We start from the raw sequence: 15,675 nt of genomic DNA on the forward strand, positions 1-15,675 counted from the left end.
ATCAGTCAATGCATGTACTGACTGACCCACCGTCATCGGGGGCAAGCCCCCTCCCACATTAGAGCTCATTCCCCTGAGGGAACGAGTTCGGCTTTTAGTTGCTGATCGCGAGGATGCTGGCCTGGTACGAGCCGACAAACACATCGAAATCGCCCACTTCGTTCTGCTCCAGTTCCGCCTGTTGCGCCAGCGAGGTGCGCGCCAGTTCTTCAAAGTGCGCCTGCTCTGCGGCCGGCAGCGGCTCCTTGCGGAAATACTCGGCATGCACCTCGCTCTGGTGCAGGGAGAACTGCGCAAAACTTTCCTTGCGCTCGGCCATCGCGGCCAGCACCTGGGCCGACGGCGTCAGGGACGGGTCGTTGACCTTGGCCAACTGGGCGTCCAGTGCCTGGCTGTGTTCGGTAATGCCGTGACTCTCGTCGAGCAGGGCGGCCAACGGTGCGATCTTTTCCAGCAACTCGGTGGCCCATTCCTTCATGTCCACCGCCTGGCCCTTGCGCTGCAGTTGCAGACCCGGACGCCGGCCTTCCTTGACCACGCTGAGGAAGTTCGACGTGGCGTTGCCGCACTCGTTGTCGGCGAACAGCGGGCTGTCGTTCAGCGCGCAATACAGCAGGAAAGCATCGAGGAAACGCGACTCCTGCAGGTCGATACCCATCGGCAGGAACGGGTTGATGTCCAGGCAGCGCACTTCGATGTACTGGATGCCACGGGCCATCAGCGCCTGGATCGGCCGCTCGCCGGTGTAAGTCACACGCTTGGGACGGATGTTGGAGTAGTACTCGTTTTCGATCTGCAGGATGTTGGTGTTGAGTTGCACCCACTCGCCGTCCTTGTGGGTGCCGACTTCGACATAAGGCGCGTAGGGCGTTGCCACCGCTTCGCGCAGGCTGTCGGTGTAGCTGGCCAAATCGTTGTAGCACGGTGTCAGGCCGGCCTGGGCGTTGCTCTGGTAACCCAGGTCGCTCATGCGCAGGCTGGTGGCATACGGCAGGTACAAGGTGTCGGCATCCAGCACGTCCAACTGGTGCGAACGGCCGCGCAGGAAGCCTGCGTCCAGTGCCGGCGAGGCACCGAACAGGTACATCAGCAGCCAACTGTTGCGGCGGAAGTTACGGATCAGGGCGATATAGGCGTTGGACTGATAGTCGCGATCGGTGCCGACGAACCCTTCCGCTTCCTTGAGCAGCGGCCACAGGTGTTCCGGTAGGGAAAAGTTGTAGTGGATGCCGGCAATGCACTGCATGGTCTTGCCGTAACGCAGGGCCAGGCCCTTGCGATACACGTACTTGAGCTGTCCGATATTGGAGGTGCCGTAGTAGGCAATCGGAATGTCTTCCTCGGCCGGCAACGGGCACGGCATCGAGGGGCTCCACAGGTATTCGCTGCCGAGCTTGCTGTAGGCAAAGCGATGGATCTTGTCCAGATTGCTCAGGGTATCGGCCGGGTTGGGCAGGGCTGGGGTGATGAATTCCAGCAACGATTCCGAGTAGTCGGTGGTGATCTGTGCGTGGGTCAGCGCGGCGCCCAGGGCTTCGGGGTGCGGCGTCTGCGCCAGGCGACCTTCATGGGTGACACGCAGGCATTCGCGCTCGATGCCGTGCAAGCAATGCTCCAGCAGGGAGAGGTGTTCGCGCTTGCCGAGCAGGGCCAGGCGGCGGTTGAGAAGTTCGCTCAAGTTGGATTCCTTCACGCGTCAGTCGCCCCAATATGGGGGTGGGCAGGACGGTCTACAAGGGTGAAGTTAAAACTGGCGTGATCGCCTGGTTTTGAGTCGATTTGACCCGTTTTGAAAAAGCCTACTTCACTCCATGAATTGGGCTATAGCGCAGCAAGAAAATTCCGACGCCGTTATCGCAGCGCCGAAATTAACTCAAATCGAGGGTGGGGAGCTATAGGACAGCGAAGGTGCCCTGCGCTTTTGCGACAAGTCTTTCACCTTGGTACACGTCGGCCTCGACCACCAACGTGCGCCGACCCGGGTGAATAACCCGTGCGGTACACAGCACGTCGCCGTTTTCCACCGCACGGATGTAGTTGATTTTGCATTCGATGGTCGCGCTCTGCTGGTCGAACCCGTGGGCGCTGGAACAGGCCAGCCCCATGGTGATGTCGACCAGGCTGAAAATCACCCCGCCATGGAGCTTGCCTGCGCGATTGCGCAGTTGCGGCTCCAGGCTCAGGGCCACCTCGGCAACGCCCTGCTCCAGGCGTTGCAGGCGGCAGCCGATCAGTTCGCTGAACGCGCTCTGGGTCAAACCGGCCGGAATCTCCATCAGCGCTTCTTCAACTGTTTGGCGTTGGCGAACAGCGAGGCCATGGCATTGTTGCTCGGCGCTGCGATCGCGGTTTCCTTGCGCGGCGCGTTGTTTTGCGACTGGCGTGGCGCCGAGCCCGGGCGGGCGCCACGGGCACCGTCGATTTTCTCGCCGGGGGTGTCGCTCATGCGCATCGACAGGCCGACGCGTTTGCGCGGGATGTCGACTTCCATGACCTTGACCTTGACCACGTCACCGGCCTTCACCGCTTCGCGTGGGTCTTTGATGAACTTCTCCGAAAGCGCGGAGATATGCACCAAACCGTCCTGATGCACGCCGATGTCCACAAAGGCACCGAAGTTGGTCACGTTGGTCACCACGCCTTCGAGGATCATGCCCAGTTGCAGGTCCTTGAGGTCTTCGACGCCGTCCTGGAACTCGGCGGTCTTGAACCCTGGGCGTGGGTCGCGGCCAGGTTTTTCCAGCTCTTGCAGGATGTCGGTGATGGTCGGCACGCCGAAGGTTTCGTCGGTGTACTTCTTCGGGTCCAGGCGCTTGAGGAACGCGGCGTCGCCAATCAGCGAGCGGATGTCGCGGTCGGTCTCGGCGGCGATGCGTTGCACCAGCGGGTAGGCTTCCGGGTGAACCGCCGAGGCGTCCAGCGGGTTGTCGCCGTTCATGACGCGCAGGAAACCGGCAGCCTGTTCGAAGGTTTTTTCACCCAGGCGTGCGACTTTTTTCAGCGCGGCGCGGGTCTTGAACGCCCCGTTTTCGTCGCGGTGGGTCACGATGTTCTGCGCCAGGGTCGCGTTGAGGCCGGAGATCCGCGCCAGCAGTGCGACGGAGGCGGTGTTCACGTCCACACCCACGGCGTTTACGCAGTCTTCCACCACCGCATCCAGGCCGCGCGCCAGTTTCAGCTGCGACACGTCGTGCTGGTATTGGCCGACGCCGATGGATTTCGGATCGATTTTCACCAGTTCGGCCAGCGGGTCTTGCAGGCGACGGGCGATGGACACCGCGCCACGGATCGACACGTCGAGGTCCGGGAATTCCTTGGAAGCCAGTTCCGATGCCGAGTACACCGAAGCGCCGGCCTCGGAAACCATGACCTTGGTCATCTTCATGGCTGGGTATTTTTTGATCAGTTCGGCGGCCAGTTTGTCGGTTTCACGGCTGGCGGTGCCGTTGCCGATGGCGATCAGGTCTACCGCGTGCTTGGCGCACAGGGCCGCCAGGATCGCGAGCGTCTGGTCCCACTTGTTGTGGGGCACGTGCGGATACACGGTGGCGTGGTCGAGCAGCTTGCCGGTCGAATCGACCACGGCGACCTTGCAGCCGGTGCGCAGGCCTGGGTCGAGGCCCAGGGTGGCACGCGGGCCGGCCGGTGCGGCCAGCAGCAGGTCGTGCAGGTTGTGGGCGAATACGTTGATCGCTTCGGTTTCGGCGCCGTCACGTAACTCGCCGAGCAGGTCGGTTTCCAGGTGGGTGTAGAGCTTGACCTTCCAGGTCCAGCGCACCACTTCACCGAGCCACTTGTCCGCAGGACGGTTCTGATTCTGGATGCCGAATTGTTGACCGATCATGCCTTCGCACGGGTGCATGGTGCCCGGCAGTTCGTCGCCGACTTTCAGCGCGGAGCTGAGAATGCCTTCGTTGCGGCCGCGGAAAATCGCCAGGGCGCGGTGGGACGGCATGCTTTTGAGGGGTTCGTCGTGTTCGAAGTAGTCGCGGAACTTGGCGCCTTCTTCCTCTTTGCCGGCGATCACGCGGGCGCTGAGGATGGCTTCCTGCTTCAGGTAGGTGCGCAGCTTTTCCAGCAGGCTGGCGTCTTCGGCGAAGCGCTCCATCAGGATGTACTTGGCGCCTTCGAGGGCGGCCTTGACGTCGGCGACACCTTTTTCGGCGTTAATGAAGCGCGCGGCTTCGGTGTCCGGGGTCATCGAGGGGTCGTTGAACAGACCGTCGGCCAGGTCGCCGAGGCCGGCTTCCAGGGCGATCTGGCCCTTGGTGCGGCGCTTCTGTTTGTACGGCAGGTAAAGGTCTTCGAGGCGGGTCTTGGTATCGGCGAGTTTGATGTCGCGTTCCAATTGCGGGGTCAGCTTGCCCTGCTCCGTGATGCTGGCGAGGATGCTGATGCGCCGTTCGTCGAGTTCTCGCAGGTAGCGTAGGCGCTCTTCCAGGTGCCGCAGTTGAATGTCGTCGAGGCTGCCGGTCACTTCTTTTCGGTAACGGGCGATGAAGGGCACCGTGGAGCCCTCATCCAGTAGAGCGACGGCCGCTTCGACCTGTTGGGGGCGTGCACCGAGTTCCTCGGCGATGCGGCTGTTGATGCTGTCCATAAAACCACCTGAAATTCTTAAAAGCAGCTCGCAGGCCCGGAAAAACAAGGCCCGGCGAGGCTGGTTGAGCGGCCCGACTGGCGCCGCTGCCTGGGTCAAGAGGCTGCCTATTGACCCTCGAAATCGAAAAAATCACGACAAGCGGGTGAAAAAAGCCCGGCAGTAAACGGTAACGATCTGACGTTGCCCTGCACGAAGGCGCCGCATTATAACCAGCGTTCTGTCCTTGGGGGGTACTGCGCCACAGGTTGTAGGGCGCGGGTTCGCTGGCAGTAGAGGAAAAATCTGCTAACAATGCACTCGGTGCGTATAACCGCAGCTAGGCCATAATGCGCGCCGAGATAAGAGGAGCATCCAATGAGCAGCACTGCACAAACTGCTGAAGGCGAAAAAATTCTCATCGTTGATGACGATCCGGGGCTGAGCAGCCTGCTGGAGCGTTTTTTCAACTCCAAGGGCTACCGTGCCCGCTCGGTGCCAAACACTGAGCAGATGGACCGCCTGTTGGGGCGTGAGGTGTTCAACCTGGTCGTGCTCGACCTGATGTTGCCCGGTGAAGACGGCCTCACCGCCTGCAAACGCCTTCGCGGCGCGAACAACCAGATTCCGATCATCATGCTCACCGCCAAGGGCGATGAGCTGAGCCGCATCAAGGGACTCGAACTGGGCGCTGATGACTACCTGGCCAAGCCGTTCAACCCGGACGAGCTGATGGCGCGGGTCAAGGCCGTATTACGTCGCCAGGCAGCGCCGGTGCCGGGCGCACCCGGTAGCGAGGACGAAAGCGTCACCTTCGGCGATTACGAACTGTCGCTGGCCACCCGTGAGCTCAAGCGTGGCGATGAAGTCCACATGCTGACCACCGGCGAGTTCGCCGTGCTCAAGGCGCTGGTGATGAACGCACGCCAGCCGCTGACCCGCGACAAACTGATGAACCTGGCCCGTGGTCGGGAATGGGATGCTTTGGAGCGCTCCATCGACGTGCAGATCTCTCGTCTGCGACGAATGATCGAGCCGGACCCGTCCAAACCGCGTTATATCCAGACGGTGTGGGGCGTGGGGTATGTGTTTGTGCCGGATGGCACTGCAACCAAGTGACCGATGATTTGCAGGGGCGGGCATCCTGGCGTTTGGCTCCGTGAGGGTCGACGGGATGTCCGGCGTCTGCAATTCTGCGAGCGCTGCTCGTTCCTGCAAGGTGTCTAGCTGTTTCCTATGAAAACCCCGCTGTGGTTCCCGCAAAGTTTTTTCTCCCGCACCCTTTGGCTGGTGCTTATCGTCGTTCTGTTTTCCAAGGCACTCACGCTGGTTTATCTGCTGATGAACGAAGACGTGCTGGTGGATCGACAGTACAGCCACGGTGTCGCCCTGACCCTGCGCGCCTATTGGGCGGCCGACCCCGAGAACCGCGAAAAAATCGCCAAGGCGGCCACGCTGGTGCGCGTGGCGGGTGCAGGTGTGCCGGAAGGCGAGCAACATTGGCCCTACAGTGAGATTTACCAGCGCCAGATGCAGGCGGAACTGGGCGACGACACCGAAGTGCGGTTGCGTATGCATGTGTCACCCGCACTCTGGGTGCGCGCGCCGAGCCTGGGGGAAGATTGGCTGAAGGTGCCGCTGTATCCGCACCCTTTGCGAGGGCAGAAGATCTGGAACGTGCTGGGCTGGTTCCTGGCTATCGGCTTGCTTTCAACGGCATCGGCGTGGATTTTCGTGCGTCAGCTCAATCAACCGCTTAAACGCCTGGTGTTTGCCGCCCGCCAGTTGGGACAGGGGCGCAGTGTGCGCCTGCCGGTCAGCGACACGCCCAGTGAGATGACCGAGGTATACAGTGCGTTCAACCAGATGGCCGAGGATGTCGAACAGGCCGGGCGCGAGCGCGAGCTGATGCTCGCGGGCGTGTCCCATGACTTGCGCACGCCCTTGACGCGTTTGCGGCTGTCCCTGGAGTTGATGGGCGACCATACCGATCTCACGGATGACATGGTGCGTGATATCGAGGACATGGATGCGATTCTTGACCAGTTCCTGGCATTTATCCGCGACGGCCGTGACGAGGTGGTGGAAGTCGTCGACCTGACGGACCTGGTGCGCGAGGTGGTGGCGCCTTACAACCAGAATGGCGAGCAGGTGCGCATGCGCCTGGAGCCGATCCAGCCGTTCGCGTTGCGTCGGGTCTCGATGAAGCGCCTGCTGAACAACCTGATCGGCAACGCCTTGCACCACGCCGGCTCGGATGTGGAAGTGGCGGCGTATGTCTCCGGTGACAGTGCTGCGCCCTATGTGGTGCTGAGCGTGATGGATCGGGGGGCCGGTATCGACCCGGCCGAGCTGGAAGGCATTTTCAACCCCTTCACCCGTGGCGACCGCGCTCGGGGTGGCAAGGGCACCGGTTTGGGGCTGGCGATTGTGCGGCGGATTGCCTCGATGCATGGCGGCAATGTTGAGTTGCGCAATCGCGAGAACGGCGGGCTTGAAGCACGGGTCCGCTTGCCGTTGGGGTTGATGTTGCCCAGAGATGCGGTTTAAACAACCAGGATCAAATATGGGAGCGGGCAAGCCCGCTCCCATACAGGTTTTTCAGCGTGTTTAAGGTGTTACGCGATCAGCCCTTGCCTTTGGTCCTGGTCATATTCGCCCCACCACTCTTCTCCAGATGCTGAATGATGATCCCCGCCACATCCTTGCCGGTGGTGGTCTCGATGCCTTCCAGGCCGGGTGATGAATTGACTTCCATCACCAGTGGGCCATGGTTGGAGCGCAGGATATCCACACCCGCCACGCTCAACCCCATGACCTTGGCCGCCCGTAGCGCGGTCATGCGTTCTTCGGGGGTGATCTTGATCAGGCTGGCGCTGCCGCCACGGTGCAGGTTGGAGCGGAACTCTCCAGGCTTGGCCTGGCGTTTCATCGCGGCAATCACCTTGTCGCCGACCACGAAGCAGCGGATATCCGCACCGCCGGCTTCCTTGATGTATTCCTGCACCATGATGTTCTGCTTGAGGCCCATGAACGCCTCGATCACCGACTCCGCCGCCGTGGCGGTTTCGCACAGCACCACGCCGATGCCCTGGGTGCCTTCCAGCACCTTGATCACCAGCGGCGCGCCGTTGACCATTTCGATCAGGTCGGGAATGTCGTCCGGAGAGTGGGCAAAGCCTGTAACCGGCAGGCCGATACCCCGGCGCGAGAGCAATTGCAGCGAGCGCAGCTTGTCCCGTGAGCGCGCAATCGCGACGGATTCATTCAGCGGGGAGACGCCCATCATTTCAAACTGGCGCAGCACCGCGCAGCCATAAAAGGTCACCGAGGCGCCGATACGCGGGATTACCGCGTCAAAGCCTTCCAGTGGTTTGCCGCGGTAGTGGATCTGCGGCTTATGGCTGGCAATATTCATATACGCACGCAACGTGTCGATCACCACCATTTCATGGCCGCGTTCGGTGCCGGCCTCGACCAGGCGGCGGGTGGAATATAGGCGCGGGTTTCGCGACAGCACAGCAATCTTCATGCAGCACCTGGGGCAGAAATAGTAGAGACCGGGAACACCGGCTTGTCTTGAACGTACTTGACGCCGGGATTGACCACCAACTGGCCGTCAATCAGCGCTTTGGAACCGAGGAGCAGGCGGTAGCGCATGGCCTTGCGGCAGGCGAGGGTGAATTCGACCCGCCATACCCGGTCGCCCAATGCCAGGGTGGTGCTGATCACATAGCGCACCTGCGCATGACCATTGGAGCTCTTGATGGTTTTCATCGCCATCAGCGGCGCTTCGCAGCGTCGGTGACGCAACTGCACGACGCTGCCCAGGTGTGCGGTAAAACGCACCCATTTCTCACCGTCGCGCTCAAAGGGCTCGATATCGGTGGCATGCAGGCTTGAGGTGCTGGCTCCGGTGTCGATCTTCGCGCGCAGGCCTGCCACTCCCAAGTCGGGAAGTGCCACCCACTCACGCAGACCGACAACGGTCAAATGGTCAAATGTCTTCAATATGGGTAACCGGTCAATTCGCCCAGGCTTGAGGGGAAACCTCGGCCAGCGCGTTGAATGCGGGTCTGGCGAACCAGTAGCCCTGCATCAGAAATATTCCACAGTCGGACAGGAAGTCACGCTCACCGGCACTTTCAATGCCTTCAGCGATGACAGTAACGCCCAACTGCTCACAGATTGTGACAATCCCCTGGACGATGACCTGGCGGACACGATCCTGGTCGATATTGCGGATCAGCGCCATGTCGAGTTTGATCAAGTCAGGTTGGAAATCGGCCAGTAGGTTCAGCCCCGAATAGCCCGCGCCGAAATCGTCGATGGCAGTTTTGAAGCCGAATTCGCGGTATTCACGCAGAATATTCGTCAAATGGCGATGGTTATCTATGTGCTCGCTTTCCAGCGTCTCGAAAATCAGCTGATTCAGCGGAAAATTGTGCGTGCGGGCGGCCTCCAGGGTGCTGCGAATGCACAGCTCGGGTCGATACACCGCGTTGGGCATGAAATTGATGGAAAGATAGGTTTGCATCCCCAGGGCGGCGGCGCCGGCGATCGCTTTGGTGCGGCAGCGCTGGTCGAAACGGTAGCGGTTGCTATCGTTGACCTGGTTTAACACCGACAACGCGCCCTCACCCTGCGTGCCTCGCACCAAGGCTTCGTGGGCGAACACCGAATGGTCGCGAAGGTCTACGATCGGTTGGTAGGCGAATGCAAAATCAAAACCCAATTGCTCGCTTTGCTGGCAGCCCACGCAACGCTGGTTGGGCGATGTGAGTGAAGTCGGGAAGTCGGTCACAGCGTATCCTCGCGAAAACAGGCGGCTACCTGGCGTATCTTAGGTGAGCCTTGGGGTTTATGCGTCGAAGCGTTTCAACAGTTAAAGTTGCGGCATTTTTCAGTGCGAGGAATTCAAGTGGCTCAGAAGCAGGCAGAGGAAGACAAAATCCGTCTGGACAAGTGGCTATGGGCGGCGCGCTTCTATAAAACCCGTGCCTTGGCCAAGGCCGCTATCGAGAGTGGCAAGGTGCATCATCGCGGCGAACGCTGCAAGCCGGGCAAAGAGCCGCGCGTCGGCGATGAGTTGCAGATTCGTATAGGGTTTGACGAAAAAACGGTCGTGGTCCAGGCGCTTTCCGCCGTGCGCCGTGGCGCGCCCGAAGCGCAGGCGCTGTACGCCGAGACCGAAGCCAGCATTGCCAAGCGCGAAAACGCAGCGGCCATGCGCAAGGCCGGTGCCACAGGCATGACCACCGATGGCAAGCCGAGCAAGAAGCAGCGCCGTGACCTGTTCAAGTTTCGCGGCAGTGGTAATGACGATTGACCGCGCACATCTTCAGCGCAAAGCAGATCGATGCATGTGGCAGCGCGCGCCGGCCCCCAGATCAGCAACACCGAAGCATGATCCCCAGGGACACCCTGGCTCGAACGGTCTTTCAACGCGCAGGTTTTCTCCAGCCCCGGGAAATAGTCGCTCATCTGAATCAGCGCCGCTGAGCAGCATCGACATCAAACGCCGCTGGCTGGCCACGGCCCACGCATGCAGCCAGGTCGAATTGTTCGCCAGCGGGGCATTGAGCAGGTGAAACAGCCACTCGTCGAAAAACACGCACAGCATCTGGCCCGCGGGCCACAGCCAAAAACACAGCAGCCCGATTGCGAGTAAATTGCAAAGAGCCCATCGCCGGGGATTCCACTTGGCTTGGAACAAACCCGGATTGTTCATAAACTGTCCCTCTTCGCTCTCTATAAGCTCTCTGTTTTCAGGAGAGGGCCGCACCATAATGGTGCTAAAGCGTTCATTTTTATAAAATTTGTAATAATCTTGTCATCAATTCAGATACCTAGACCTATGACTGATTTACCGGATACCGACTTCACCCAACGCTTCATCTTCGACGAGAACGACGCCCGTGGCGAACTGGTCTCGCTGGAGCGCAGCTATGCCGAAGTCCTCGCCAAGCACCCCTATCCGGAGCCTGTCGCGCAACTGCTCGGTGAGTTGATGGCCGCCGCGGCGCTGCTGGTAGGCAGCATGAAATTCGACGGCTTGCTGATCCTGCAAGCCCGCTCCGAAGGTCCGGTCCCGTTGCTGATGATCGAGTGCTCCAGCGAGCGTGAGATCCGTGGTCTGGCCCGGTATGACGCTGACCTGATCGCCCCTGACGCCACCCTGGCCGACCTGATGCCCAACGGCGTGCTGGCGCTCACCGTCGACCCGACCGAAGGCCAGCGTTACCAGGGCATCGTCGACCTCGACGGCGAAAACCTGTCGGACTGCTTCACCAACTATTTCGTCATGTCCCAGCAGATTGGCACGCGTTTCTGGCTCAACGCCGACGGCAAGCGCGCCCGTGGCCTGTTGCTGCAACAGTTGCCCGCCGACCGCATCAAGGATGACGACGACCGCACTGAAAGCTGGCGCAACCTCACTGCCCTGGCCGGCACCCTGACCGCTGAAGAGCTGTTGGCCCTGGACAACGAAACCATCCTGCACCGCCTGTACCACGAAGAGGCTGTGCGCCTGTTCGATGCGCAGGGCCTGCGCTTCCATTGCAGTTGCTCCCGCGAGCGCTCGGCGAATGCGCTGGTCAGCCTCGGCCTGGAAGATGCGCAAAACCTGGTGGTGGAACACGGTGGTCATATCGAGATCGACTGCCAGTTTTGCAACCAGCGGTACCTGTTCGACGCCGCTGATATCGTCCAATTGTTCGCCGGCGCTGGTATCGACACGCCCTCTGATACCCGCCACTAAAACGTTTAAGCACAGGTAAATCACCTGACAATTGCCGGATTAGCGCTGTTCTGACGGGAGGGCCCTACTTTTTTTGGGCTTTTCTGGCATAATCCGGCCCACTTTTTTCGCGGTAGTAGTGCGCAACTTTCTACTACAAAACGTTTGGAGCACTCGGCCATAGGCCGACGGGGAACCTCATGACGCAAGCCAATAACGCCGTATACACCGATCTGAGTGTTGACGATCTGGTCAAAGAAGCCCTGCAGCGCGGTGAAGGCGTGCTTGCCGATACTGGCGCGCTGGTCGTAGAAACCGGTCACCGTACCGGCCGTTCGCCAGTTGACCGTTTCATCGTTGAAGAGCCTTCGACCCAGGACGCCATTGCCTGGGGCCCGATCAACCGCAAGTTCCCGGCCGACAAGTTCGATGCCCTGTGGGCTCGCGTCGAGGCATTCAACAACGCGCAAGAGCATTTTGTTTCCCACGTCCATGTAGGGGCTTCCGAAGACCACTACCTGGCCGTGAAGATGACCACCCAGACTGCCTGGCATAACCTGTTCGGTCTTTGCCTGTTCATCAATCCGGCCCAGTACAACCCGGCCGGCCGTGATGAGTGGCAAGTGCTCAACGTGGCCAACTTCGAGTGCGTGCCTGAGCGTGACGGCACCAACTCCGATGGTTGCGTGATCCTCAACTTCGCCCAGAAAAAAGTGCTGATCGCCGGCATGCTTTACGCCGGTGAAATGAAGAAAGCCATGTTCTCGGTGCAGAACTTCCTGCTGCCGGCCGTCGACGTACTGCCGATGCACTGCGCCGCCAACATCGGCGAAGCAGGCGACGTGACCCTGTTCTTCGGTCTGTCCGGCACTGGCAAGACCACTCTGTCCGCCGACGAAAGCCGTTACCTGATCGGTGACGACGAACATGGCTGGGGCGAGGGCGTGGTGTTCAACATCGAAGGCGGTTGCTATGCCAAGTGCATCGACCTGTCCGAGAAGAACGAGCCGGTTATCTGGAAAGCCATCAAGCACGGCGCCGTTCTGGAAAACGTCGTCATCGACGAGGCCAAGCACGCCGACTACAGCGATGTCAGCCTGACCCAGAACAGCCGAGCCGCCTACCCGCTTGAGCACATAGCCAAGCGTTCCGAGAAAAACCTCGGTGGCGAGCCAAACGCGGTGATCTTCCTGACCTGCGACCTGACCGGCGTACTTCCGCCTGTGTCGATCCTCAGCGAAGAACAAGCCGCCTACCACTTCCTGTCCGGCTACACCGCACTGGTGGGCTCGACTGAAATGGGTTCGGGCAGCGGCATCAAGTCGACCTTCTCGACTTGCTTCGGCGCGCCGTTCTTCCCGCGCCCGGCTGGCGAATACGCCGAGCTGCTGATCAAGCGCATCCGCGGCTTCGGCTCCAAGGTCTACCTGGTCAACACCGGCTGGACCGGCGGCGGCTACGGCGTCGGCCAACGCTTCAACATCCCGACCACCCGTGGCGTGATCGCAGCGATCCAGAGCGGCGCGTTGATCGGCGTTGAAACCGAACACCTCAACACCATCAACCTGGACGTGCCATTGGCTGTGCCGGGCGTTGAGACCGGCCTGTTGAACCCCCGTAACACCTGGGCTGACAAGGCTGCCTACGATGAAGCGGCGAAGGCGCTGGCGGGTTTGTTCGTTGAGAACTTCAAGAAGTTTGACGTGAGCGAAGCGATCAAGGCAGCGGGTCCGAAGTTGTAAGATTCGGTCGTTGTGAAAAGGCCGCCCCATGTGGGCGGCTTTTTTTTGGTTCTTCACGGAATCTCGGGAAACACAGAAACAAGAACGCCGATTTGGTTGATGATGTTCGTGCGAGCAAACACATCTAACAAACCGGCGTTCTTATGCGAGATATTAATACTTTCCTTCCCTTTTGGGAGGGCTTTTCTGTCGTCAACATCAAGCCTGACGGCGATGCCCTTCAGATCGACCTGATCCCCCATGCCACCCGGTTCCCATATTGTGGCGGCTGTCAAAAGCTCTGCTCAACCACTCATGAGTATTGCGAGCGCATCATTCGTGACTTGCCTATTCTCGGCCATGCGGTGCGCTTGAGCGTTTTGCTCCGGCGCGTTGGTTGCCGCGATTGTGGCAAGCGCATGGAGGCGGTTAGTTGGCTGGATCGCTATGCCCGCATGACCCGGCGCCTGGCAGATGCCGTCATTCAAGCGTGCGAGCGCCTTCCAACGCTGCACGTGGCGCAGATGTTTGGCCTGCATTGGGAGACCGTTCGTTTACTGGAGCGTCGAGCCCTGCAAGCAGCATTAAGCGTTTTGCCAAAGGCGAAACCGCGACGCTTGGTCATGGACGAGTTCGCACTCTTCAAAGGTCATCGTTATGCCACCGTTGTCCTGGATGCGGATACGCGACGGGTGCTGTGGATCGGCGAAGGCCGTAGTCGGGCGGCGGTTAGACCCTTTTTTGAAGAGCTGGGGCCCGAGGGCTGCGCGCTAATCGAAGCGGTGGCGATGGACATGAACACCGCTTTTGATCTGGAGGTTCGTCACCACTGCCCCAAAGCGCGAGTGGTCTACGACCTCTTTCATGTGGTGGCCAAATATGGTCGAGAGGTAATTGACCGGGTTCGTGTCGACGAAGCCAATCGACTGCGCCATGACAGGCCTGCACGCAAAGTCATCAAGCAGGCGCGATGGTTACTGCTGCGCAATCCTGAGAACCTGAAAAACCCAGAGCAACAGGTTCATTTGCAGGATCTGCTGGCGGCCAACCAGTCGCTGATGACGGTCTATTTAATGAAGGCTGAACTCAAAACGCTCTGGACGCCGAGCACCGCCTGGGACTGGAGATCAGCTTGGAACCAATGGCTGCGTCACGCCCATGAAAGCGAGATACCTGCCCTGATGCAGTTTGCCAAAAGACTAAAGGGTTACTGGCGAGGCATCGTCAGTCGGGTTCGCTGGCCAATGCACACCGGTCAGTTGGAAGGAATAAACAATCGAATAAAGGTGATCAAGCGTATGGCGTATGGTTACCGGGATAGCGAATTCTTTTTCATGAAGATCAAGAGCGTCTTTCCCGGTAATCCGTGAAGAACCATTTTTTTGCGCGAACGGTCAGTTGGCGCCTGCGGCTGTTTTGCTGGTTAGCTCAGATTTTCCAGCGTCTGCGTGTCCCAGCTATGGGTTTTGATCGCCAGATAAAGCATGCCGATGGTCAGCGGCACCTTTTCGCCACGCCCCTTGGCCCGCCGCTTGAGGAACACATCAAACACCGGTGGGTTGAAGTAACGATAAGTGTCGTAGTCGCCCAGATCGAGGGCGAATTCCTGCTCCAGTGCTTCCATGAGTTGCTTGGCCTCGCTGCCGTCGCAGCCGAGGTCGAAGTTGAGTGAGGTCTGCAGGCGAATGGTCTTGTGTTTCGGCAGGCCGATTTCTTCGTGCAGCAGTTGCAGGAGCTGCTGCATGACGGGGTCTTCGGGGAAGTTGGGGGCGAGGTTCATGGTGGGGGCACGCAGGAGTGGGTGAGGGGGATGGTTGCGTTTGAGGCGAAATTTGTTTCGGGTGATGAAGAGTGCCAAGCCTATCAATAACAGGGCTAGAGGAAGGAGTTGAATGCTAAGGATGATGGCGACGTAGGGTAGCCAGAACAAAAGGACTAACCCAGTGACGACGAAGGTAACGGCGAAACGCTTTCTTAGCATGCAGTCGGTGATTTTGTAGTAAAGCAATAAATAGCAGGCAAGAAATAACGCCGTCTGTAGGTAAAGCCATTGATTATGGTTCATGTGAATACACGTGCATTGAGATGCTTGAGCGCTGAGTGTCTATGCCACCGCTCGCCTGAGCATCGAGGCCGATGATGATGTCTGCGCTATGCAAGTTGCAGGGTTTGCGAGATATCAAATCGCTGAGCGCTTGCTTGCCGTTAGGCTTTACGGTGAAGCGAATCACGGAGAGCGTGACGCCGTAATGACCGATGTATTGAGTCCTTTCTAAATTCACGGGCTTTTGCCGAAATAGTTGAGAAGCCGCTATTTTCGGTCAGCCGCAGGTCACTTCTATAGAGGGCCACGCGGGTGTTTGAAGCGGTTTAGGAAGAGGATTACGCTGTATTTGACGGTTTCTTACAGGCGCTTCCGGCATTTTTTATTTCGCTAGCGACTTGCCGGGTAAAACCAATCAATTGTGGGCGCTGCGTTTGCCCGTCCTCCAAGGCAAAAGCTGATCTTGGCGTAGTACCCAGTGCTCGATAAAACCACATCACAATCTGTAGAAAAATTCTGCCAGCGCTCTAAATTCAGCGTATGTTTCACCGCAAAATCTTGTAGGACGATCCCGTCCACTACTTAAAGGGAG

Annotated in this window: 13 protein-coding genes and 1 pseudogene; 6 read left to right on the top strand and 8 right to left on the bottom strand. The window is 59.4% G+C overall.

The features are described 5' to 3' along the window. Positions 1-94 precede the first annotated feature (94 nt). From gshA to P3S72_RS02075, 3 genes are all read right to left on the bottom strand, one after another. Positions 95-1,678 (bottom strand): glutamate--cysteine ligase, encoded by a 1,584-nt coding sequence (gshA, locus tag P3S72_RS02065; RefSeq protein ID WP_276195819.1) that lies wholly within the window; start codon positions 1,676-1,678, stop codon positions 95-97. 214 nt (positions 1,679-1,892) lie between these two features. Continuing rightward, positions 1,893-2,276: a PaaI family thioesterase gene (locus tag P3S72_RS02070; protein WP_276195820.1), complete on the bottom strand. Its 384-nt coding sequence runs from the start codon at positions 2,274-2,276 to the stop codon at positions 1,893-1,895. After that, positions 2,276-4,600: a Tex family protein gene (locus P3S72_RS02075; protein WP_276195821.1), complete on the bottom strand. Its 2,325-nt coding sequence runs from the start codon at positions 4,598-4,600 to the stop codon at positions 2,276-2,278. The genes P3S72_RS02070 and P3S72_RS02075 overlap by 1 nt, the downstream gene beginning before the upstream one ends. A gap of 357 nt (positions 4,601-4,957) precedes the next feature. On the opposite strand from P3S72_RS02075, the gene ompR reads away from it, so the two are divergent. Both ompR and P3S72_RS02085 read left to right on the top strand, forming a co-directional pair. After that, complete coding sequence (gene ompR / locus P3S72_RS02080; RefSeq protein WP_133103043.1) at positions 4,958-5,698, top strand: two-component system response regulator OmpR; 741 nt, start codon at positions 4,958-4,960, stop codon at positions 5,696-5,698. A 117-nt stretch (positions 5,699-5,815) separates the two neighbouring features. Next, positions 5,816-7,129: an ATP-binding protein gene (locus tag P3S72_RS02085; RefSeq protein ID WP_247401471.1), complete on the top strand. Its 1,314-nt coding sequence runs from the start codon at positions 5,816-5,818 to the stop codon at positions 7,127-7,129. Positions 7,130-7,205: 76 nt separating this feature from the next. On the opposite strand, the gene rimK is transcribed toward P3S72_RS02085, so the two are convergent. From rimK to P3S72_RS02100, 3 genes are read right to left on the bottom strand one after another with little or no spacing between them, the layout of a single operon-like run. Next, positions 7,206-8,111, bottom strand: a complete 906-nt coding sequence (rimK, locus tag P3S72_RS02090) for a 30S ribosomal protein S6--L-glutamate ligase (protein ID WP_049710586.1) — start codon at positions 8,109-8,111, stop codon at positions 7,206-7,208. Next, on the bottom strand, positions 8,108-8,557 hold the full coding sequence (locus P3S72_RS02095) for an ATP-dependent zinc protease (protein ID WP_276197882.1): 450 nt from the start codon (positions 8,555-8,557) through the stop codon (positions 8,108-8,110). Before P3S72_RS02095 ends, rimK begins: the two co-directional genes overlap by 4 nt. 46 nt (positions 8,558-8,603) lie before the next feature. Then, a complete protein-coding gene (locus P3S72_RS02100; protein WP_276195822.1) occupies positions 8,604-9,383 on the bottom strand; it encodes an EAL domain-containing protein in 780 nt (259 codons plus the stop codon). Positions 9,384-9,500: 117 nt separating this feature from the next. Between P3S72_RS02100 and P3S72_RS02105 the strand changes: the two genes are divergently transcribed. Beyond that, positions 9,501-9,908, top strand: coding sequence for a S4 domain-containing protein (locus P3S72_RS02105; protein ID WP_247401464.1), 408 nt, complete (start codon positions 9,501-9,503; stop codon positions 9,906-9,908). Positions 9,909-9,961: 53 nt separating this feature from the next. Here the strand turns inward: P3S72_RS02105 and P3S72_RS02110 are convergent. Then, a pseudogene (locus tag P3S72_RS02110) lies at positions 9,962-10,310 on the bottom strand (phosphoesterase); the annotation flags it as partial. A gap of 126 nt (positions 10,311-10,436) precedes the next feature. On the opposite strand from P3S72_RS02110, the gene hslO reads away from it, so the two are divergent. The 3 genes from hslO (at position 10,437) to P3S72_RS02125 (ending at position 14,409) form a co-directional block, all read left to right on the top strand. Then, the gene (gene hslO, locus P3S72_RS02115) at positions 10,437-11,339 is read left to right on the top strand and encodes an Hsp33 family molecular chaperone HslO (RefSeq protein ID WP_276195823.1); all 903 of its coding nucleotides are present in this window, start codon (positions 10,437-10,439) and stop codon (positions 11,337-11,339) included. A gap of 179 nt (positions 11,340-11,518) precedes the next feature. Continuing rightward, positions 11,519-13,060 carry a phosphoenolpyruvate carboxykinase gene (locus P3S72_RS02120; protein WP_276195824.1) on the top strand — a complete coding sequence of 514 codons (1,542 nt, stop codon included), beginning with the start codon at positions 11,519-11,521 and terminating at the stop codon, positions 13,058-13,060. 143 nt (positions 13,061-13,203) lie between these two features. Beyond that, positions 13,204-14,409, top strand: coding sequence for an ISL3 family transposase (locus P3S72_RS02125; RefSeq protein ID WP_276195825.1), 1,206 nt, complete (start codon positions 13,204-13,206; stop codon positions 14,407-14,409). A 53-nt stretch (positions 14,410-14,462) separates the two neighbouring features. On the opposite strand, the gene P3S72_RS02130 is transcribed toward P3S72_RS02125, so the two are convergent. Beyond that, a complete protein-coding gene (locus P3S72_RS02130; protein WP_276195826.1) occupies positions 14,463-15,104 on the bottom strand; it encodes a DUF1493 family protein in 642 nt (213 codons plus the stop codon). Positions 15,105-15,675: the final 571 nt, after the last annotated feature.

The organism is Pseudomonas sp. D3 (genome assembly GCF_029320995.1).
Lineage (GTDB): Bacteria > Pseudomonadota > Gammaproteobacteria > Pseudomonadales > Pseudomonadaceae > Aquipseudomonas > Aquipseudomonas paraveronii.

Coding starts and splice junctions, on each gene's coding strand:
- P3S72_RS02070 (WP_276195820.1), bottom strand. CDS start 2,276: ATGGAGATTCCGGCCGGTTTGACCCAGAGCGCGTTCAGCGAACTGATC.
- P3S72_RS02075 (WP_276195821.1), bottom strand. CDS start 4,600: ATGGACAGCATCAACAGCCGCATCGCCGAGGAACTCGGTGCACGCCCC.
- ompR (WP_133103043.1), top strand. CDS start 4,958: ATGAGCAGCACTGCACAAACTGCTGAAGGCGAAAAAATTCTCATCGTT.
- P3S72_RS02085 (WP_247401471.1), top strand. CDS start 5,816: ATGAAAACCCCGCTGTGGTTCCCGCAAAGTTTTTTCTCCCGCACCCTT.
- rimK (WP_049710586.1), bottom strand. CDS start 8,111: ATGAAGATTGCTGTGCTGTCGCGAAACCCGCGCCTATATTCCACCCGC.
- hslO (WP_276195823.1), top strand. CDS start 10,437: ATGACTGATTTACCGGATACCGACTTCACCCAACGCTTCATCTTCGAC.
- P3S72_RS02120 (WP_276195824.1), top strand. CDS start 11,519: ATGACGCAAGCCAATAACGCCGTATACACCGATCTGAGTGTTGACGAT.
- P3S72_RS02125 (WP_276195825.1), top strand. CDS start 13,204: ATGCGAGATATTAATACTTTCCTTCCCTTTTGGGAGGGCTTTTCTGTC.
- P3S72_RS02130 (WP_276195826.1), bottom strand. CDS start 15,104: ATGAACCATAATCAATGGCTTTACCTACAGACGGCGTTATTTCTTGCC.